Origin of the sequence: Bradyrhizobium sp. TM102 (assembly GCF_009176685.1) — a bacterium.
In the GTDB taxonomy this organism is placed as follows: Bacteria; Pseudomonadota; Alphaproteobacteria; order Rhizobiales; family Xanthobacteraceae; genus Bradyrhizobium; species Bradyrhizobium ottawaense.
This window is the reverse complement of record NZ_AP021855.1, coordinates 3,313,086-3,331,342: the sequence shown is the minus strand read 5'-3', so window position 1 is coordinate 3,331,342 and position 18,257 is coordinate 3,313,086. Positions and strand designations below refer to the sequence as shown.

Annotated in this window: 20 protein-coding genes; 11 read left to right on the top strand and 9 right to left on the bottom strand. The window is 64.2% G+C overall.

Annotated elements, in window-relative coordinates:
* Positions 1-332: 332 nt before the first annotated feature.
* Positions 333-1,040, bottom strand: coding sequence for a GntR family transcriptional regulator (locus tag GDN70_RS15710; RefSeq protein ID WP_028141145.1), 708 nt, complete (start codon positions 1,038-1,040; stop codon positions 333-335).
* A 270-nt stretch (positions 1,041-1,310) separates the two neighbouring features.
* Between GDN70_RS15710 and GDN70_RS15705 the strand changes: the two genes are divergently transcribed.
* The 6 genes from GDN70_RS15705 to GDN70_RS15680 all read left to right on the top strand — a co-directional run bounded on the left by GDN70_RS15705 (position 1,311) and on the right by GDN70_RS15680 (position 6,915).
* Positions 1,311-2,297, top strand: coding sequence for an ABC transporter ATP-binding protein (locus GDN70_RS15705; protein WP_028141146.1), 987 nt, complete (start codon positions 1,311-1,313; stop codon positions 2,295-2,297).
* 42 nt (positions 2,298-2,339) lie between these two features.
* Positions 2,340-3,629: a PotD/PotF family extracellular solute-binding protein gene (locus tag GDN70_RS15700; protein WP_026202682.1), complete on the top strand. Its 1,290-nt coding sequence runs from the start codon at positions 2,340-2,342 to the stop codon at positions 3,627-3,629.
* A gap of 4 nt (positions 3,630-3,633) precedes the next feature.
* Positions 3,634-4,593, top strand: coding sequence for an ABC transporter permease (locus tag GDN70_RS15695; RefSeq protein ID WP_038949909.1), 960 nt, complete (start codon positions 3,634-3,636; stop codon positions 4,591-4,593).
* A 2-nt stretch (positions 4,594-4,595) separates the two neighbouring features.
* The gene (locus GDN70_RS15690) at positions 4,596-5,474 is read left to right on the top strand and encodes an ABC transporter permease (protein ID WP_038972405.1); all 879 of its coding nucleotides are present in this window, start codon (positions 4,596-4,598) and stop codon (positions 5,472-5,474) included.
* A gap of 37 nt (positions 5,475-5,511) precedes the next feature.
* On the top strand, positions 5,512-6,243 hold the full coding sequence (locus tag GDN70_RS15685) for an aspartate/glutamate racemase family protein (protein WP_038972406.1): 732 nt from the start codon (positions 5,512-5,514) through the stop codon (positions 6,241-6,243).
* Between the two features lie 177 nt (positions 6,244-6,420).
* Positions 6,421-6,915: a hypothetical protein gene (locus GDN70_RS15680; RefSeq protein ID WP_038949912.1), complete on the top strand. Its 495-nt coding sequence runs from the start codon at positions 6,421-6,423 to the stop codon at positions 6,913-6,915.
* A 175-nt stretch (positions 6,916-7,090) separates the two neighbouring features.
* Here GDN70_RS15680 and GDN70_RS15675 read toward each other — a convergent pair whose 3' ends face one another.
* Entirely contained in the window at positions 7,091-7,465 is a 375-nt protein-coding gene (locus GDN70_RS15675; protein WP_038949914.1) for a hypothetical protein, read from the bottom strand.
* 103 nt (positions 7,466-7,568) lie between these two features.
* On the bottom strand, positions 7,569-7,907 hold the full coding sequence (locus GDN70_RS15670) for a hypothetical protein (protein WP_038949915.1): 339 nt from the start codon (positions 7,905-7,907) through the stop codon (positions 7,569-7,571).
* A 94-nt stretch (positions 7,908-8,001) separates the two neighbouring features.
* Here GDN70_RS15670 and GDN70_RS34955 point away from each other — a divergent pair, with 94 nt between their 5' ends.
* Entirely contained in the window at positions 8,002-8,166 is a 165-nt protein-coding gene (locus tag GDN70_RS34955; protein WP_162832279.1) for a hypothetical protein, read from the top strand.
* A 28-nt stretch (positions 8,167-8,194) separates the two neighbouring features.
* On the opposite strand, the gene GDN70_RS15665 is transcribed toward GDN70_RS34955, so the two are convergent.
* The 3 genes from GDN70_RS15665 to GDN70_RS15655 all read right to left on the bottom strand — a co-directional run bounded on the left by GDN70_RS15665 (position 8,195) and on the right by GDN70_RS15655 (position 10,967).
* Complete coding sequence (locus tag GDN70_RS15665) at positions 8,195-9,889, bottom strand: PAS-domain containing protein (protein ID WP_081494357.1); 1,695 nt, start codon at positions 9,887-9,889, stop codon at positions 8,195-8,197.
* 128 nt (positions 9,890-10,017) lie between these two features.
* Complete coding sequence (locus GDN70_RS15660; RefSeq protein ID WP_038972407.1) at positions 10,018-10,548, bottom strand: gamma carbonic anhydrase family protein; 531 nt, start codon at positions 10,546-10,548, stop codon at positions 10,018-10,020.
* Between the two features lie 89 nt (positions 10,549-10,637).
* Positions 10,638-10,967: a hypothetical protein gene (locus tag GDN70_RS15655; protein ID WP_028141155.1), complete on the bottom strand. Its 330-nt coding sequence runs from the start codon at positions 10,965-10,967 to the stop codon at positions 10,638-10,640.
* Between the two features lie 222 nt (positions 10,968-11,189).
* Between GDN70_RS15655 and GDN70_RS15650 the strand changes: the two genes are divergently transcribed.
* Positions 11,190-11,897, top strand: coding sequence for a hypothetical protein (locus GDN70_RS15650; RefSeq protein WP_028141156.1), 708 nt, complete (start codon positions 11,190-11,192; stop codon positions 11,895-11,897).
* A 201-nt stretch (positions 11,898-12,098) separates the two neighbouring features.
* On the opposite strand, the gene GDN70_RS15645 is transcribed toward GDN70_RS15650, so the two are convergent.
* Entirely contained in the window at positions 12,099-12,998 is a 900-nt protein-coding gene (locus GDN70_RS15645; RefSeq protein WP_244429180.1) for an AraC family transcriptional regulator, read from the bottom strand.
* A 197-nt stretch (positions 12,999-13,195) separates the two neighbouring features.
* On the opposite strand from GDN70_RS15645, the gene GDN70_RS15640 reads away from it, so the two are divergent.
* The 3 genes from GDN70_RS15640 to GDN70_RS15630 are packed head-to-tail and all read left to right on the top strand — an operon-like array spanning position 13,196 to position 16,943.
* On the top strand, positions 13,196-15,322 hold the full coding sequence (locus GDN70_RS15640) for a molybdopterin-dependent oxidoreductase (RefSeq protein WP_152102748.1): 2,127 nt from the start codon (positions 13,196-13,198) through the stop codon (positions 15,320-15,322).
* A 2-nt stretch (positions 15,323-15,324) separates the two neighbouring features.
* Complete coding sequence (locus GDN70_RS15635) at positions 15,325-15,630, top strand: ferredoxin family protein (RefSeq protein ID WP_028141159.1); 306 nt, start codon at positions 15,325-15,327, stop codon at positions 15,628-15,630.
* Positions 15,627-16,943, top strand: a complete 1,317-nt coding sequence (locus tag GDN70_RS15630; RefSeq protein ID WP_152102747.1) for an FAD-dependent oxidoreductase — start codon at positions 15,627-15,629, stop codon at positions 16,941-16,943. The genes GDN70_RS15635 and GDN70_RS15630 overlap by 4 nt, the downstream gene beginning before the upstream one ends.
* A 136-nt stretch (positions 16,944-17,079) precedes the next feature.
* Here GDN70_RS15630 and GDN70_RS15625 read toward each other — a convergent pair whose 3' ends face one another.
* Both GDN70_RS15625 and cysE read right to left on the bottom strand, forming a co-directional pair.
* Positions 17,080-17,298, bottom strand: coding sequence for a DUF3126 family protein (locus tag GDN70_RS15625; RefSeq protein ID WP_007602550.1), 219 nt, complete (start codon positions 17,296-17,298; stop codon positions 17,080-17,082).
* A 131-nt stretch (positions 17,299-17,429) separates the two neighbouring features.
* Entirely contained in the window at positions 17,430-18,254 is an 825-nt protein-coding gene (gene cysE / locus GDN70_RS15620; protein ID WP_038949923.1) for a serine O-acetyltransferase, read from the bottom strand.
* Positions 18,255-18,257: the final 3 nt, after the last annotated feature.

Sequence of the window (18,257 nt, the reverse complement as noted above, 5' to 3'; positions counted from 1 at the left end):
GAAAGTCCCGGCGCTGATTAGGAACCTTCGTCGCGCTCGCGCTTGAACCGGCATGAAAGATCCATCACCCGGGATGCGCAGGGCATTACGTCATGCCCAACTGTACGGTCACTTGCTCGTCCGAAATGACAGGCTGTATTACCCGGGAGGTAACCATCCCATCTGCTCGGTGCAGCTTGCACGGGAGATGGTCAGGTCAGGATGGATGACAAAGCGAGGCGGCGACTACGAGATCACCCCCGACGGGCAGCTCGCCGCAGAACGCGAACTCAGCCACTGACGCGGGATCGCAGCTCTCGGCGGCGATTCCCGGCGCTTGCGATCGATGCGGATCAGACGCCCAGCACGTCCGCGAGCCGCAGCTCGTCGGCGGCGGGGTCCTTGAGGAACAGCTCGTCCTCGATCTCGGTCAGATGCGAGAGCATCTGCGCGCGCGCAGCCTGCTTGTCGCGATTGCGGATCGCGGCGACGATGCCGGCGTGATGATCGGTGCCGCAGGCGGGCGTGTCGTGGCGGCGGTACAGCAGGATGATGAGCGAGGAGCGCGCGATCATCTCCTTGAGGAAGCCGATATAGATGCTGTGGCCGCTCATCTCGGCGACGAGCTTGTGAAACTCACCGGAAAGCCGAACCGAGGCGCGCGCGTCGCCGCGCAGCTCGGCCTCGCGCTCCTCGGTGAGATGTTGCTGGAGACGATCGAGCCAGGCCGGCGACATCGCGTCGATGGCATGATCGACGATGGTGGGCTCGATCAGGCGCCGCGCCTCGAACACCTCGCGGGCATCGGCGGGCGTGGGGCGCGCGACGAACGCGCCGCGGTTCTTCTCGATGTTGACGATGCCCTCATGTGCAAGTTGCTGCAGCGCGGTGCGGACCAGGGTGCGGCTCGCGCCGTAGATCTCGCCAATCTCGTCCTCGCCGAGCTTCGTGCCCGGCAGCAGGCGATGCTCGAGGATCGCGGCGGTCACGCCCTCCCGGATGCGGCTGACGCGATCGCTCGCGTCTGGCGCGTCGGATTTGGGGCGGGTCTTGGCGGCCATTGGTTCGAGAGTTGGGCTTGAGGGCTCGGTCGACGACGTTCGCTTTCGAATGTTAGTCGACGACCTGTATCCAATCACAGGCGAAACTTTATACAATCTTCGCCTATTTTGTGTGCAAATGACCGTGCAGGCGGCGGGCAGCCCGGATGCACCGGATTCGATCTAACGATCTGACTCCGCTGCACAGTTTTGAGAAATCGGCGGACCGAAGCTGGTTGGCACGGACCTTGCGGAGAGAGGCCGGAAGCACCGCCCCTCCCCGGACACGCCATGGCCACTCCCGCCGCTCTCGAACTGGTCGCCGTCACCAAGCGCTACGACACGACGCTGGCGGTCGACACCGTCAATTTGAAGATCCCGGCCGGCACCTATTGCTGCCTGCTCGGCCCGTCCGGCTGCGGCAAGACCTCGACCCTGCGGATGATCGCGGGCCACGAGGCGGTCAGCGGGGGCGACATCATCCTCGGCGCGCAGAACGTCACCGACCTGCCGCCGGCCGAACGCGGCACCGCGATGATGTTCCAGTCCTACGCGCTGTTTCCGCATCTCAGCGTGATCGACAACGTCGCCTTCGCCCTGAAGATGCGCGGCGTCGACAAGCCGACGCGTCACAAGCGCGCCGGCGAACTGCTCGAGCTGGTCGCGATGAGCCAATATGCGGGCCGTCTCCCGGCACAGCTCTCCGGCGGCCAGCAGCAGCGAGTCGCACTCGCCCGCGCGCTGATCACCGAGCCGCAGATCCTCCTGCTCGACGAGCCCCTCTCCGCGCTCGATCCGTTCCTGCGGGTGAAGATGCGCGGTGAATTGAAGCGGCTGCAGCGCGAGCTCGGCATCAGCTTCATCCAGGTCACCCACGGCCAGGAAGAGGCGATGGCGCTCGCCGACCACATCGTGGTGATGAACCACGGCCGGATCGAGCAGCAGGGCACCGCGCGCGACATCTTCCACCATCCCCGCACCGAATTCGTGGCGCGCTTCATCGGCGGCCACAACGTGCTCAGCGACGCCGGCAATCTGATCGCCGTGCGGGCCGATCAGCTCGGCATCGCGCCGTTCATCGACGGTGCGTTCGGCGCGCCGGCGCGGCTGATCCAGACCGAGTACCAGGGCTCCTACATCGCCGTCTCGCTCACGCTCGACGACGGCACCGCCCTGTTCTCCCACGTTCCCGAAGCCACTTTCGACGTCCACCCGTTCCGTCCGGGCGATCGCGTGCTGGCCACCTGGGATCCCGCCAAGGCGCAACGCCTGCAATAGCGCCGATCGATCACTGGAATGCGCAACAGAGGAGTGACTGACATGAGCGAGACCACCAGGACAAAGGGCGTCAGCCGCCGCACGCTGCTCAAGGGCACCGCCAGTCTGGCCGGCCTTGCCGCCGGCTCCGGCGCCATCACCGGCTTTCCCTATGTGAAGTCGGCCGAGACCAAGGTGCTGCGCTATCTCGGCACCGCCGTGAACGAGGGCGACGACATCTCCAAGCAGTGCCTGAAAGACACCGGCATCAAGATCGAATACATCACCGCGACCACCGACGACGTCACCAAGCGCGTGATGACCCAGCCGAACTCCTTCGACGTGCTGGACACCGAATATTTCTCGCTGAAGAAGATCGTGCCGTCGGGCAACATCCTTGCGCTCGACGCCAGGAAGATCAAACAGTTCGACAACATCACGCCTGTCTTCACCAAGGGCGAGACGCCCGGTGGCAAGAAGATCGGCGGCCAGGGCACCGCGCCCTGGAAGGTCCTCTATCTCGAAGGCAAGGACTCCAAGAAGTTCGCGACGTCGGCGACTGAATTCGTCACGCTGATTCCAACGGTCTACAACGCCGACACGCTGGGCATCCGCCCCGATCTGATCAAGCGTCCGATCAGCTCCTGGTCCGAGCTGCTCAACCCCGAATTCAAGGGCAAGGCCTCGATCCTCAACATCCCCTCGATCGGCATCATGGACGCCGCGATGGTCGTGGAAGCCACCGGCAAGTACAAATATGCCGACAAGGGCAACATGACCAAGGAAGAGATCGATCTCACCATGAAGGTGATGACCGAGGCCAAGAAGGCGGGCCAGTTCCGCGCGTTCTGGAAAGACTTCAACGAGAGCGTCAACCTGATGGCATCAGGGGAAACCGTGATCCAGTCGATGTGGTCGCCGGCAGTCACCAAGGTCCGCTCGATGGGCATTGCCTGCACCTTCCAGCCGCTGAAGGAAGGCTATCGCTCCTGGGCCTCGGGCTTCTGCGTCTCCAAGGGCGTCTCGGGCGCGAAGCTCGAATGGGCCTATGAGTTCGTGAACTGGTTTCTGTCAGGCTATGCCGGCGCCTATCTCAATCGCCAGGGCTACTACTCCGCCGTGCTCTCCACCGCGAAGGCGCATATGGAGCCCTACGAGTGGGCGTACTGGATGGAAGGCAAGCCGGCCGAGAAGGACATCAAGGCACCCGACGGCTCGCTGCTCGAAAAGGCGGGCGCCGTGCGTGACGGCGGCTCCTATGAGGACCGCATGGGCGGCGTCGCCTGCTGGAACGCGGTGATGGACGAGAACGACTACATGGTCCGCAAGTGGAACGAGTTCATCGCAGCGTGATTTGATGGACACGTCAGAGGACATCCTGCAACAGGCATCCCCGGACCTCGCCCGGGGACCCGACACCGCGCGCGCCGCAAAGGCCGCGCGGTTGTCGCCGTCCTTCATCTCCTGGCTCCAGGCCGGGCCGATGATGCTGGTGTTTCTCGCCTTCTTTCTCATTCCGCTGGTCTTCGTCGTCATCGTCTCGTTCTGGGACTACAACGAATACCAGTTGCTGCCGGCGTTCTCCGGCCGCGGTTACACCGACACGTTCGAAGGCTGCATCGCGCAGCTGCCCGATCTCTGCACGATCGGCAAGACTTATGTGAAGACGCTGAAGCTCTGCTTCCTGGTCTGGGCGATCACGCTGTTCATCGGCTTCTGGGTCGCCTATTTCCTCGCCTTCCACGTCAAGTCCAAGACCTGGCAGATGGGATTGTCGCTGCTCTGCACGATCCCGTTCTGGACCTCCAACGTGATCCGCATGATCGCCTGGATCCCGCTGCTCGGGCGCAACGGCCTCGTCAATTCGGGCCTCGTCAAGACCGGCCTGATCAACCACCCGCTGGAATGGCTGCTGTTCTCCGAATTCTCGGTGGTGCTGGCGCTGGTGCACCTCTTCACCTTCTTCATGGTGGTGCCGATCTTCAATTCGATGATCCGCATCGACAAGTCGCTGATCGAGGCCGCCTATGATGCCGGCGCGACCGGCTTCCAGACGCTGGTCAACGTCATCATCCCGCTGGCAAAGCCGGGCATCGTCATCGGCTCGATCTTCGTCATCACCATCGTGATGGGCGACTTCATCACCATCGGCGTGATGGGCGGCCAGCAGATCGCCGCTGCCGGCAAGATCATCGAGACGCGGGTCAACGCGCTGCAATTCCCGGCCGCCGCGGCCAACGCCGTGATCCTGCTCGCGATCACCTTCCTGATCATCACCATGATGTCGCGCATCGTGGACATCAAGAAGGAGCTCTGAGCATGAAGGAAGGACGCCCGCGCTCTTTCTACATCCTCGCGATCTTCTTCGCGGCCTATGTGCTGTTCCTCTACGGCCCGATGATCGCGATCTACGTGCTGTCGTTCCAGGGGCCGCAGGGCGGCCTCACCTTCCCGATGAATGGCGTGTCGACCTTCTGGATCGCAAAATTGTTCCAGGGCACCGGCATCGTCGATCTCGGCGCGGCCTTCCGCCGCTCGCTATTGCTCGGCATCATCGTGATGATCGTCACCGTCGTGCTGTCGGTCGCCGCCGGCATGGCCTTCCGCAGGAAGTTCAGGGCGCAGAGCATTCTGTTCTATTCGGCGATCGCCAGCCTGATCGTGCCTTCGATCATCACCTCGCTCGGCATCTCCCTTGAATTTCGCATCATCGACGATCTGATCAAGGCGCATTGGAACGAGAATTTCGAGACCTCGATGGGCCTGCTCACATCGGGTCTCGGCGCACACCTGACCTGGACGTTGCCGTTCGGCCTTCTGATCATGTTCGCGATCTTCAACCGCTTCGATCCCCGCCTCGAGGAAGCCGCGCGCGATCTCGGGGCGACGCCGTGGCAGACGTTCCGCCATGTCGTGCTGCCGATCATCCTGCCTTCCGTGATTGGCATCGGCCTGTTCGGCTTCACGCTATCCTGGGACGAACTCGCCCGCTCCAGCCAGGCGATCGGGGCGGTGAATACGCTGCCGCTCGATCTGCAGGGCCTGACCACCACGGTGACGAATCCCGACATCTATGCGCTCGGCACAGTGATCTCGGCTGTCTCGTTCACGGTGATCACGCTTGCGCTCGGCACCATCCACATGCTCAACAAGCAGCAGGCGGCCAAGGGTTCGGACGCCGGCAAAGGCCTTGCCTGAGAAGGGACTTGTCTGCGAAGGGACTCGTCTGATCGAAATGCGACTGCACATCGTCAATCCCAACACCACTGCTACGATGACGGCGAAGATCGCCGCTGCAGCGCGCAGCGTCGCCCTGCCCGGCACGGTGATCGACGCGCGGCAGCCGACAATGGGCCCGGTCTCGATCGAGGGATTTTACGACGAAGCCTTCGCCGTGCCCGGCATGCTCGGCTGCATCCGCGAGGCCGACCGCGATGGTGCGGAGGCCCACATCATCGCCTGCTTCGACGACACCGGCTTGGATGCCGCCCGCGCCATCGCGAAGGCGCCAGTGATCGGCATTGGAGAGGCCGGCTTCCACATGGCGAGCCTGGTCGCCGCGCGCTTTGCCGTGGTGACCACGCTCGGTGTCTCCATCGTCCCGATCGAGCATAATCTCAAGAAGTACGGCCTCGCCGAACGCTGCACCCGCGTCCGCGCCGCCGAGGTCCCGGTGCTCGCGCTCGAGGAGCGCAACACGGACGCGCTCGCAAAGATCTCCACGGAGATCACGGCCGCGATCCGCGACGACCGGGCGGAAGCCATCGTGCTCGGCTGCGCCGGCATGGCCGATCTCGCCGCGGAGCTCGCCACCACCCATGGCCTGCCCGTGATCGACGGCGTCGCTGCTGCGGTGACGCTGGCGGAATCACTGGTGCGGCTGGGCCTGAAGACCTCCCGGCTCGGGCCTTACGCGGCCCCGCGCGCGAAGACCTATTCCGGGCCGTTTGCGCCGTTTCAACCTTGATTCCCGCGCCAGGGCGGAGCCTTGGAGGCCGCAAGGCCCGCTGATTCCTGGTTTTTTGGCCCTTAGCCTCTTTTTGGTCCCATTCCTTGCGGAAACGTAACACTTTCGGGACGCCCCGGCGACCTCTGGTTGCCGGTCTTCGCCACTCACCAAGTTTCAATTTGGGTTTTGTCAGCGATGATCGATCTCGCCCAGGACACACCGTCGAACCCCCTGCTTCGCCTTGGCGCCCAGCCCATCGCGCTGACCGCCGCTGCGCTGCTGCTCCTGATCGCGGGGGTAACCTCGATCGCGATCTGGCGGGCCTATACCGGCGCCGCACCTGAAGCTGACCGGGTGGTGGCATCGCGGCAGCTTCAGGCCCGTACGGCCCAGGCCTCCGAGCAGCTGGTCGAGAAGACCAAGGGGCTGGAGGCGACCCAGCAGGAATCGATTGACCAGCTCCAGGTCGTGCAGGACCAACTCCAGACGATGAAGCGGCTGATGGCGGCGCAGCAGGCCGACACCAAGCGCCTGTCCGAACAGGTCGCATCGCTGAACGAGTCCATCGACAGCTTGCGGCAGTCGTTTGCCAGCGCACGGGCGACCGAGGTTGAAACGCCCTCGGTTACCCGCAGGAAACCGGCGCGGCACCGTGTCCACGCCAGTGCGCGAAAGCGCTCGCGCGGCTAACTCCCACCACGCCCCGTGGAACTTTATTTTCGCCACTTGTGAACTGGATCACATTCGGCCGTATGATTCCGCGCGATGGTCGCCCTTACCGGATGGCGTGAGCCGATTTCAATGTCCGGGGCTGGCAAGGTCGTTGACGGTATACTGCGTCAACGGCCTTGTTTTTTGTGGGACGCTATTCGCAGACGTCCACGCGGCGGATACGCCAGCCCGCCGGCGTCATGACGCGCTTGCGCGCGACGTAGCAGCCGCCATAGCCATCGTTGTAGTCGTCGTAGCCGGTACTATAATAGGTGGGACCGCCGTAATAGGGGGAGCCGTAGCCGTAATAACCGCCATAGTAGCCGGCGCCGGCGATGCCCGCCCCGATCGCGACACCTGGCCAGAAGCCGCCGCCATGCCAATGGCCGCCATGGCCCCAGCCACCACCGCCATGACCCCAGCCGCCATGTCCCCCGCCATGTCCGAAACCCCCGGCGTGGGCCACCTGCGGCGCCGACAGCCCGACTGCCGCGACGGCCAGCGCCGCCATCATCATCCTGCGTAACATCACTCGATCCTCCGCGTGGACACGCTCCACGCTTCAAAGCGGGATCAAGCTAACGTCACTTGGGCATTCGGGACAGCCACGCTGTCTCACTTCCGCGCGAGGATCAGCAGCCGCGACAGATGCTCTTGAGCTTCTTGTCGAGCATCCGATTCTCGGCATTGACGGCGGCATCGGCGCCGCCGCCTGTGCCGCTGCCAGTCGTACCGCCGGAGCCCGGGCCGGATGACTGAGCCGTACCCAGGCTGTTGGTGCCGGGCGGTGGAGCCGGCGAGTTGGCGACGCCACCGCTCGATCCAACGGAGCCTCCAGTCGATCCCGCGGCGCCTCCGGTCGATCCGGCCGAACCGCCGCTCGCCTGCGCGAACGCGGCGGCCGGCATCGCTGCGAGGGCGAAGATCACCATCATGGTCTTGATCGAGACGGTTGCAGGCGATGCAGCCATGAGAATTCTCCTTTGCCGGTCAACCGCCGCGGCGAAGGCAGGTTCCGGAACAAATGCCGTCACATCAGCTTGAAAGCGAGGAGGCTCAATCAGGATGACCGATCGCGATCCTTTTGCAGAAGGCGAACGCGCCGCGCGCGACAACATTCCGGCCGAGGCCAATCCCTATCTCGGCGGCAGCGACGAGCATGCGCTGTGGGCCGCCGGCCACGAGAAGGTCGCAGGCGCGACCGAAGCGCGCGAATCCGAGGGAAGCTGACGTCCCGCTCCGGATCGCGCACCGATCGCTATGCGGCCGCCACCCTATTCTCGGTCCGGTCCTCGACCATGGTCACGAACATGTGGGACTCTTCGCTGGCGCCGCCGATCTGAACCCGCCGTGCGGAGATCACGCGACGCCCGCGCGCGGGATTGTCGATGGTGTCGATGATCGGCGCGAGCTGCTGCTTCTGCGCGAGCAGCTGCTTGTCGCGCCGCTCGATCAGCTCGGCCGCCTCCGGGGAGAACAATTCCCGCGCGGTCTTGCCGATGATCTCGCCGCGCGACATGCCGATCATCTTCTCGGCCGCCTTGTTGACGAAGACGTAGCGCAGATTGCGCGCATCCTTGGCGATGATGCCCTCGGCCACGTTCTCGATGATGGTGGCGAGGAAGCGCTCCATCCGCTCGAGAATGCGCTCGCGCTGACGCTGTTCGGTGACGTCCTCCTGCACGGAAACCCAGCCGCCGCCGTCCATCGGACGCTCGTAGATCTTGATGATGCGGCCGTCGTTCAAGGCGATCTCGTAGGCCGCCGGCTCGCGCCTGGCGATCCGGTCGAGAACGGCCGCGACATATTTCGCGACGTCGCCGCTGAACAGCCCGCTCTTGACCCGGTGCTGGAGGATATCCTCGAGGGTCGATCCAGCCTGGATCGTCTCGGGCAGATTGTAGATCTGCCGGTAGTTCGAGTTCATCGCGACCACGACCGCCTTGCCGTCGAGCATGATCAGTCCCTGCGGCATGCTGTTGATAGCGGCCGAGAGCTGCCACTTCTTGGCCTGGTACTTGTCGTTGAATTGGTCGCGCTCGGTCCTCGCGGCGTCGCGCGCCTGGGCGGTGCCGAGCTCGAGCTCCTCGAGCTCGAAGATGCGCGCGACGGCGTCGCGGAAGTTCTGCACGGCGCGCGCAAGACGTCCGATCTCGTCGTGACGGCCGAGATGCGGCACCTCGCTCTTGACGTCGCCCTGCGCGATCCGGTCGGTCGCCTGCGTGATATCGGCCAGGGCGCCGACGACCGAACTGCGCATGACGACGACGTTGAGCGCCGCCAGCATCAAGGCGGCGAGTCCGAGTGCGAACAGATAGGCAGCCGCATAGCGGTTCTCATTGGCAAGCTCGTCCGCCTCGCGGGCGCGCTGCTGGTAGATGCGCTCGAGCGCCTCGATATCGCTGTTGAGCTTGCTGCGCACGGTGCGGTTGGCGTCGTTGTCGCCCCATTCGCGCCCCGCGGCCGGGCTGATCTCGATCCCGCGCCGCACCAGTTCCTGACGGAAGTCGATGAATTGCATGATGCGCTGGCGGAAGCTCGCGAACAGCTCGGCGTCGTCGTTGCCGACGTTCTTCTCCATGCTCTTCACGGCCTCGGCGAGCTCGTGGTTGCGCCGCACCAGCCCGTCCGCGAACGGCTTCATCGCACGACGATCGGCCGACATGTAGATGCCGCGTGATTCCATCACGATGGCATAGATCAGCGCATTGATGCGCCCGACGCCGATCGCCGCCTCGGCGGCGGTGACATGCATGTGGCGATACGTCGTCTGCAAGCGTACGGACTGGACCGACATCACGAGGAGGAAGGTGGTGACAATCGCAAGGAAGGCGGCAATGCTGTAGACCTTCTCGGCGACCGTCAGCGTGTCGGCGCCGCGCGCGAGTCTTACGAACTTCTTCAATAGATTGGTTCCGGCACCGAAGCCGGATCCCAGCGCCGTCGCATCCATGGCGCCGCTCCTCCTGGTTGAAAACGCTCAACAATAAGCGTGATCGCGCTAGCGGAGGATTAAAGTACCGGCCTGTATTTGTACGGTACGGAACCGTGCCACTGGGCGGACCGGCCGCGCAGACTTTCTCAACCGATCCGCTTCAAGCCCTTTTTGAAGCGCGGACCATTGGCGACGTAGAACCTGGCCGCGCTTCCCATTCGCTGCACCTGGGCGTCGTCGAGCGTGCGGATCACGCGCGCCGGTGAGCCGATGATCAGGGAACGTTCGGCAAACTCCTTGCCCTCGGTGATGACGGAACCGGCTCCGACGATGCTGTTGCGGCCGATCTTCGCCCCGTTCATTACGATCGAGCCCATGCCGATCAGCGCGCCCTCCTCGATGGTGCAGCCATGAAGGATGACATTGTGGCCAACCGTGCAGTTCCGGCCGATGTGAAGCGGAAAGCCGAGATCGGTGTGGCAGGTCGAGCCGTCCTGGACATTGGCGCCCTCGCCGATCTCGATCCATTCATTGTCGCCGCGCAGCACCGCGCCGAACCAGACGCTCGCACCCGGCTTCAGGCGCACGCGGCCAATCACGGTGGCGGTCTCGGCGATGAAATAATTGCCGTCGGCGGGAAGGTCGGGCGCCTGCCCGTCGAGTTCGTAGATCGCCATGGAGGTCTCCTGTCGCGTTGACCACTGGCATAGCCAAACGGCAGCCGCGACGCAAAGGCCCCGCGCCGGCAGCGCTCAATGCGCGGGCGTCAGCCCAGAACGCCGGCCGCGCGCAACGTCATCAGGAAGAAGGTGCCGCTCATCATGCTCCAGAAGCCGGCGATGAGGGTCGCCATCATCACGAACTCGGCACGGCGGCTTTCCACGCGCATGCCGCGCAGCGTGTTGCGCATGATGATGAAGGGCGCGGCGAACACCAGGAACGGCACCGCAGCGAAGGTCTTCGGCGCCACGCCGTCCTGCAGCAGGCCGAAGCCGGCGGGCCGCCGCGCCAGCGCCTGGTATCCGTTCACGAGCGCGCCCGCGAGCGCGAAACCAATGCAGATCGAGAAGAAGGTGTTGAAAGCTTCAGGTGTCATCGGAACGGTCCGCCCTTACGCAACGCCGAGCATTCCTGTGACAAATGGTGCCGGTTAACGCTACATTATCCTTAAGGGAAGGTTAACGCCGCCGTCCCGTCCACGCAGGGCCGTCCCCGCCCCCCGCAGCCGGGAACGCTGCGCGAAATCGGCGCCGCATGGCATATTCGCCGCTGATTCGTCGGCCACCGGCCGACTTCCGGCTCGACCTCGCGCAAGCTCATGACGGTGTTTTCGGCAGTTCCCCATAGGTCCCCCCGCACGCGCACCTGGGCGCATGCCGTCCCGATCGTGCTCGGCGGCATTGCTGCGGTGTGCGCGGTCGCGCTCGTCGCCTATCTGTTGTGGCCGACCTGGGGCACTCGCGGCGCGAACGCCCCGGACAAGCTGCCGGTGAGCGTCGGCGGCACGCTGTTCAACCTGCCGGTGACGGCGATCCGCATGAAGATCCAGCGGCACTCCGGACCGCAGGAGCGTATCGACCTCGACTTCCTCTATCCCTCTCTGGAGCCGCCCGGCACGCCAAAGCACGTCACCGCCGACACGGTGGAAGCGGCGGTGCAATCGATCGACCGCATCTTCCTGTCGATCACAGCCCACCACGATGCGCTCTCGCCCGAGCAGCGAACTGCGACGATCTATCCGCGCTATCTCGACCAGGCAGCAGCGATGCCCGCGGACGGCCTGACGATGCGGATGTTCCGGGCTGACACGCCCTACGGCAGCGAAGATTTTTATTCGGCTGCAAGCCCCGCGCTGACCGCGCGCTGCACCCGCGATGCGTCAACGCCCGGCATGTGCCTGTCCGAGCGCCGCGTCGGCGGCGCCGACCTCACCTTCCGCTTTCCGCGCAGCTGGCTGTCACAGTGGCGCGATGCGGCGGAGGCGATGGACAGGCTGACGGCGCAGTTGCGCGGACCGAAGGGGTAAGCGCGGCCGCGAGATCGGCTTGCAGGCCGGGCTCAACCCCTCGCCGAACAAAATCTCGAAAACAACCCCATGCACAGTAGCCAAGTCACGGCCGCACTTCGTATTTTTAAATATTCATTATTTCCGAATTAGAGCTTGACCCATCGGGCAAAACCCGTGGGGATCTCAAGGCCACATCATCCAGACTTGATGCGGGCAGGCTCAATCCTGCCCCTTCCGCGCCCGATAATGGCTCGGCGTCGTGCCGACCGCCTTGCGGAAGGCGCGGTTGAAATTGGCCTGCGAGGAAAATCCCGCGGCAAACGCGATATCGACCAGCGGGCGATCGCTGGTCGACAGGAGCCGCTTGGCGAGATCGAGGCGCTGACGGCTGACATATTCGTGCGGTGCAGTTCCGGTCGCCGCCTTGAAGCTGCGGGAGAAATGCGCCGGGCTCATGCAGGCCACAGATGCAAGGTCCTTCACGGTGAACTCGCGCTCGACGGATGCTTCGATGAATTCCGTGACGCGCGACAGGCGCCTCGCATCGAGCGGTTTCTGCACGGCATAGGATTGCTTCAGCCGGACTGAACTGGCGGCGTAGCTGTGCACCAGATGGGCGGACAAGGCCCGCCCCAGGCTTTCGATCAAAAGGCGGCCTGTGGAGGTCTCCTGCGCGAGCTCCGCGAGAATGCGGTCCGCGACGTGCTCGATGAACATGTCCCGGTCGATGCTCTCGTAGCGGATCGACATGCCCGAGGGATCGATGTCGAGATCCCTGAGCATGGTGTCGTCGAACGGCTTGCCCGGAAGAAAGAGATGCAGGCATTCCTGCATCTGGTCCTCGACGCGGATGAAGTCTTCGCGGATGCCGGCCGGGCAGAGCCAGACGGTGCCTCTCCTGCCGAAGGTGCGCTGCCGCATGCCGGCGCCTTCGCGGTCGACGACCGAGCTGCCGCGGAGCAATATCGCGATCTCGGTGTCGCGCGGCAATTGCGGAGGGAGGTCGCCCGGCTCATGACTCCATCGTTCGGCCAGGAGATGCCCCCACCGCCGGTCGTTGGACGTCTGGAGCATTCTGCCGGTCACATATTTATCGACAGAGTTGCCAAGCATACCCATCGGAAATCTCCGCCAGATCACGCGATGTATGGGTAGAGAGGTATTGCCGGTTCAGGCAATTAGCATGCCAGAGAACCGGCAGGGCGTCCACCGGCCGAGAGCAGTCCGGGACAACAACACCGCACGTTTTGAAAAGCCAGGGCGCGCCCGGCCGCCGCATCCTTCGGACCGTCTTGAATCAGGAAGCGGAGAGATCCATGGCGAGGTCCACGGTCATAGGCGCATGCCCCCACGACTGCCCCGACACCTGCTCCATCCTGACCACGGTCGAGGACGGCAAGGCGATTGCCGTCCGCGGCAATCCTGATCACCCGTTCACGCGCGGACGCCTCTGCGTCAAGGTCAACAATTACGAGGAGCGCGTCTACAGCGACAAGCGCGTCCTCTTTCCGCTGAAGCGGGTCGGCCCGAAGGGCTCCCGGCAATTCCAGCGGATCTCCTGGGACGAAGCCATCGACACCATCGCATCGCGCTGGAAATCAGTGATCGCCGAGCACGGCGCGCAGGCGATCCTGCCCTACAGCTATCTGGGCACGCAGGGCATCATCAACGGGTTGAATGTCGGAGATCCCCTCTTCAACAAGTTAGGGGCGACGGTTCTGGAGCGCACCTTCTGCGACTCTGCCTCTTGCACAGCGTACATGATGACGATCGGGCACACGCCCGGCGTCGACCCCGAAAGCTTCGTGCACTCGAAATACATCATCCTGTGGGCCTGCAACACGCTGAGCACGAACTCGCATCACTGGCCGTTCATCGAGCAGGCAAAAAAGGCCGGCGCCAAGCTCGTCGTGATCGATCCCGTCCGCACCCGCACCGCGCGCCTCGCCGACTGGCACATTCCGATCCGGCCCGGCACTGACGCCGCGCTCGCGCTGGCGATGATCCACGTCATCATCAAGGAGAACCTGGTCGATCGCGATTACGTCGACAAATACACCATCGGCTACGACGAGCTTGTGGACCGCGCGGCGAGCTACACCCCGGAATTTGCGTCGCAGGAAACTGGCATTCCCGTCGACGACATCCTCAAGCTGGCCAGAGAATTTGCGACCACACCGCCCGCCGTCATACGCATCGGCGTCGCGGTCGAGCGGCATGCCGGCGGCGGCCAGACCGTGCGTGCGATCGCCTGCCTTCCGGGGCTGATCGGCGCCTGGAAGCATGTCGGTGGCGGCCTGCTCCAGCTGCCGATCTGGGCCTTCCCGGTCAGATGGGACGTCTTGATGCGGCCCGACCTCCAGCCCGAGAAGATGCGCGTGCTGAACTCCTGGCGCCTCGGCCCGGCGTTGACCGGCGAACTCGGCTTCGATCCGCCGATCAAGGCGCTGTTCGTCTACAACGCCAACCCGATGGCGATGGTGAGCGAACAGGCCAAGCTCGAAAATGGGCTCGGACGCGAGGATCTCTTCACCGTCGTCAGCGAGCACTTCCTGACCGACACCGCCAGATATGCCGACATCGTTTTGCCCGCAACCACGCAGCTCGAGCAGAAGGACATCATGTTCTCCTGGGGGCACCTTTACCTCTCCTACAACAACCAGGCGATCGCGCCGCTTGGCGAAGCCGTCTCCAACACCGAGCTGTTCCGCCGCCTGGCGCGCGCAATGGGCATCACCGACCCCACTTTCTTCCGGACCGACGACGAAATCATCGAAGCTTCGCTCGACTGGAGCAATCCGGTTCTCGAAGGCATCACGCTCGACGGCGTCAAGACCAAGGGCTATGCGCGCCTCAACATGCCGGCGCCCGCCGACTGGGCGCCGCATCGCGAGGGCAATTTCCCGACCGCCTCCGGCAAGTGCGAATTCAAATCGACGATCGCGGGCGGCGGCAACTTCGTGGTGCCGCTGTTCCGCCAGGGCTACAATGGCGACCAGGATGCCACGCCCGTCGATCCCCTGCCCCACTACATCCCGCCGAACGAGAACCCGCGCACGGCGCCGGTGCTCGCGACGCGCTACCCGCTCAGCCTGATCTCGCCGAAGAGCCACGCCTTCCTGAACTCGAATTACGGCAATCTTCCCGCGCAAACCGCCCAGGCCGGCGAAGAACAGGCGGTGCTTCTCAATCCAGATGATGCCGCACAGCGCGGGATCGTCGCCGGCGCGCCCATTCGCGTATTCAACGATCGGGGCTCATTCGAAGCCTTTGCGACCGTTTCGTCCGATATCATGCCTGGAGTCGTGGTGGCGCCGTCCGGTTACTGGCAGCGGTCCAATCGCAAGGGCGCGACGGTCCACGTGCTGACGCCGCCGGCGTTCGCCGACCTCGGCCGAGCCCCGACCTTCTCCGACATCCTCGTCCAAGTCAGCGGGGCCTGACGATGACTTATGTGGTCACCGACAATTGCCGGGGGTGCCGATACACCGAATGCGTCACGGTGTGTCCCGTCGAGTGTTTTCACCTCGATGAGTCCATGACCTATATCGATCCGGAAAACTGCATCGACTGCGGCGGTTGCGCGCCGGCCTGCCCGGTCGGTGCGATCGAGCCCGACTATCGCCTCGCAGCCGACAAAAAATTCTGGATCGACGTCAACCGCAAGCGCGCTGCCGAAACTCCCGTCATCAGTGGCCGCCTGCCGGCGCTGCCCGGAGCGGACGAACGCCGGCAGGCGCTGGGCCGATGACAGGCCTCGCTTCAAGCGAAGTCCGCGTCGCCATCGTCGGCAGCGGACCGAGCGGCTTCTACACGGCCGAGGCCCTCTTGCGTTCGGGTGCATCTGTGACGGTCGACATGTTCGAACGGCTCCCGGTGCCGTACGGGCTGGTGCGGTTCGGCGTGGCGCCCGACCACCCGAAGCTCAAGCAGGTGACGGCAGCGTTCGACCGCATCGCCGCCATGCCCGGCTTTCGCTTCTTCGGCGGTGTCACGGTCGGAGACGATGTGACGGTCGACGAGCTGCGTGAGGCCTATAACGCCGTCGTGTTGGCAACGGGCGCCGAACTGAGCCGGCCGCTGGGCATTCCGGGCGAGGCTCTGCCGGGGAGCCACAGCGCAGGCGATTTCGTCGCGTGGTACAACGGACACCCCGATTTCGCCGATCTCAGCTTCAATCTCGACCATCAGGCGGCAATCATCATCGGTCACGGCAATGTCGCACTCGACGTCGCACGCATTCTCGCCAAGACCGCCGACGAGCTGCGACAGACCGACATCGCGCGCCACGCGCTCGAGGTGCTGGCGGCGAGCCGGATTCGCCAGATCTCCATCGTCGGCCGCGGCGCACCGGTGCAGGCCAAATTCAGCGCCAAGGAATTGCGCGATTTCCTCGAATTGAGGTCATGCGACACGCTCGTCGACGACCGCGATGTCACGCCGAAGGACTTCGAACCGCAGCATCCCGCAGATCCGGAGCTGGTCGAGAAGCTGTCGCTGCTGCGCGGATTTTCGCAGCAGACCGCGACCAGGCCGCGCCACTGTGTCTTTCGATTTGGCTTCTCGCCCTTCGCGATCCACGGACGAGACCGGGTGGAAACCCTCTCGGTGACGCACCGGTCCGGCGCCGTCGAGGACATCGCCGGCGGCCTCGTGTTCGGCAGCGTCGGCCGCAGGACGGCGCCCGTCACCGGCGTACCCTACGACACACATCGCGGCGTTCATGCCAATGCCAATGGACGTGTCACGAACGGGCATTGCGTGATCGAGGGCCTCTATGCCTGCGGATGGAGCAAGCGCGGTCCGAACGGCACGATCGGCACCAATCGCGGCTGCGGCATCGCCACGGCAGAGGCCGTGCTGGCAGATCTTGCGCATCGGCGAGCGCGCCCGGACACGCCGGATGCGCTGCTGGCACGCGTCGTCGGCCGCGTCACCCGCGTCGTGAGCTATCCGGACTGGATGGTGATCGATACTGCCGAGAAATCCAGGGGAGCCCTGCTCGGCAAGCCGCGGGAAAAATTCGTCACAATCCCCGACATGCTCGCAGCGGTGGGCGCGTAACCCCGGAACCGATCGCGCCACCGGACCGCGCTAAAGCGCGATGCGATCAGGATGAATCGTCATCGCGCTTCAGGTTGTTGTTCAAGCATGATCTTTTCGGAAAACCGCTGCGCACTTTTCCGGACCACGCTCGCATCTATTCCTGATCGACGAGATCGTCTTCGAGGATCGCCATCTGGAACTGGAACGAGCGGTCGTCGTCCTCGTCGTCGACGAAGAGCACGCCGATGAATTCCTCGCCGATATAGACTTCGGCGGAATCGTCCTTCTTCGGCCGCGGCACGACGCGGATCTTGGGATTGCCGAATACGCGCTTCAGATACGCATCTAACTTTCTGACTTCTTTGACGTCCACGGCAAGTCTCCGATCGAAAATGGTCGGCGGGTTTTAGGACGAGACGCGACGAACCGCCAGCATGAATTGCCAAAGAATTTGGGGACCGAAAGGGCCGGAAATCCGGCCCTTTTCGCCTTCAAGGCCAGGTCTTAAAGCCCCATCGCGTTGATCATCTGATCCATCGTGCGCGACGGTTCGGCGCAGCCGGCCTCGCCGACGACCTTGGCAGGCACGCCCGCAACGGTCACGTTGTGCGGCACGGGCTTGACCACGACCGAGCCGGCCGCGATGCGCGCGCAATGGCCGATCTCGATGTTGCCGAGAATCTTTGCGCCGGCGCCGATCAGGACGCCGTGCCGGATCTTCGGATGACGATCCTCATTCTCCTTGCCGGTGCCGCCGAGCGTGACGCCATGCAGGATCGAGACGTCGTCCTCGATCACCGCCGTCTCACCGCAGACGAAGCCGGTGGCGTGGTCGAGGAAGATGCCGCGGCCGATGCGCGCGGCGGGATTGATGTCGGTCTGGAACACCGCGGAGGCGCGGCTCTGGAGATAATACGAGAAATCCTTGCGGCCTCTCAGATAGAGCCAGTGCGCGAGGCGATGGGTCTGGATCGCGTGAAAGCCCTTGAAGTAGAGCAAGGGATCGATGAAGCGCGAGGTCGCGGGATCGCGGTCGTAGACGGCCACGAGATCGGCGCGGAAGGCGTTGCCAAGATCGGGATCGTCGCGCAGCGCGTCCATATAGGCCTGGCGCACCAAGTCGCCCGACAATGCGGAGTGATCGAGCCGCTCGGCGACGCGGTGGACCACCGAATCCTCAAGGCGGCTGTGATGCAGCACGGACGAATAAATGAAAGTCGCAAGCTCCGGCTCGCGACGGACGATGTCCTCCGCTTCGCCCCGGATCCGATCCCAGATCGGATCGAGCGATGCGAGCTTTCCTCCCGGATTGACCTGATGCACTGCCATGGA

What these genes read in the sequence shown, in the direction of transcription:
- GDN70_RS15705 (WP_028141146.1), top strand. Translation starts at nt 1,311, where the DNA reads ATGGCCACTCCCGCCGCTCTCGAACTGGTCGCCGTCACCAAGCGCTAC.
- GDN70_RS15630 (WP_152102747.1), top strand. Translation starts at nt 15,627, where the DNA reads ATGACAGGCCTCGCTTCAAGCGAAGTCCGCGTCGCCATCGTCGGCAGC.
- GDN70_RS15665 (WP_081494357.1), bottom strand. Translation starts at nt 9,889, where the DNA reads ATGGATGCGACGGCGCTGGGATCCGGCTTCGGTGCCGGAACCAATCTA.
- GDN70_RS15640 (WP_152102748.1), top strand. Translation starts at nt 13,196, where the DNA reads ATGGCGAGGTCCACGGTCATAGGCGCATGCCCCCACGACTGCCCCGAC.
- GDN70_RS15655 (WP_028141155.1), bottom strand. Translation starts at nt 10,967, where the DNA reads ATGACACCTGAAGCTTTCAACACCTTCTTCTCGATCTGCATTGGTTTC.
- GDN70_RS15635 (WP_028141159.1), top strand. Translation starts at nt 15,325, where the DNA reads ATGACTTATGTGGTCACCGACAATTGCCGGGGGTGCCGATACACCGAA.
- GDN70_RS15660 (WP_038972407.1), bottom strand. Translation starts at nt 10,548, where the DNA reads ATGGCGATCTACGAACTCGACGGGCAGGCGCCCGACCTTCCCGCCGAC.
- GDN70_RS15695 (WP_038949909.1), top strand. Translation starts at nt 3,634, where the DNA reads ATGGACACGTCAGAGGACATCCTGCAACAGGCATCCCCGGACCTCGCC.
- GDN70_RS34955 (WP_162832279.1), top strand. Translation starts at nt 8,002, where the DNA reads ATGACCGATCGCGATCCTTTTGCAGAAGGCGAACGCGCCGCGCGCGAC.
- GDN70_RS15685 (WP_038972406.1), top strand. Translation starts at nt 5,512, where the DNA reads ATGCGACTGCACATCGTCAATCCCAACACCACTGCTACGATGACGGCG.
- GDN70_RS15670 (WP_038949915.1), bottom strand. Translation starts at nt 7,907, where the DNA reads ATGGCTGCATCGCCTGCAACCGTCTCGATCAAGACCATGATGGTGATC.
- GDN70_RS15710 (WP_028141145.1), bottom strand. Translation starts at nt 1,040, where the DNA reads ATGGCCGCCAAGACCCGCCCCAAATCCGACGCGCCAGACGCGAGCGAT.
- GDN70_RS15645 (WP_244429180.1), bottom strand. Translation starts at nt 12,998, where the DNA reads ATGGGTATGCTTGGCAACTCTGTCGATAAATATGTGACCGGCAGAATG.
- GDN70_RS15680 (WP_038949912.1), top strand. Translation starts at nt 6,421, where the DNA reads ATGATCGATCTCGCCCAGGACACACCGTCGAACCCCCTGCTTCGCCTT.
- GDN70_RS15650 (WP_028141156.1), top strand. Translation starts at nt 11,190, where the DNA reads ATGACGGTGTTTTCGGCAGTTCCCCATAGGTCCCCCCGCACGCGCACC.
- GDN70_RS15675 (WP_038949914.1), bottom strand. Translation starts at nt 7,465, where the DNA reads ATGTTACGCAGGATGATGATGGCGGCGCTGGCCGTCGCGGCAGTCGGG.
- GDN70_RS15700 (WP_026202682.1), top strand. Translation starts at nt 2,340, where the DNA reads ATGAGCGAGACCACCAGGACAAAGGGCGTCAGCCGCCGCACGCTGCTC.
- cysE (WP_038949923.1), bottom strand. Translation starts at nt 18,254, where the DNA reads ATGGCAGTGCATCAGGTCAATCCGGGAGGAAAGCTCGCATCGCTCGAT.
- GDN70_RS15690 (WP_038972405.1), top strand. Translation starts at nt 4,596, where the DNA reads ATGAAGGAAGGACGCCCGCGCTCTTTCTACATCCTCGCGATCTTCTTC.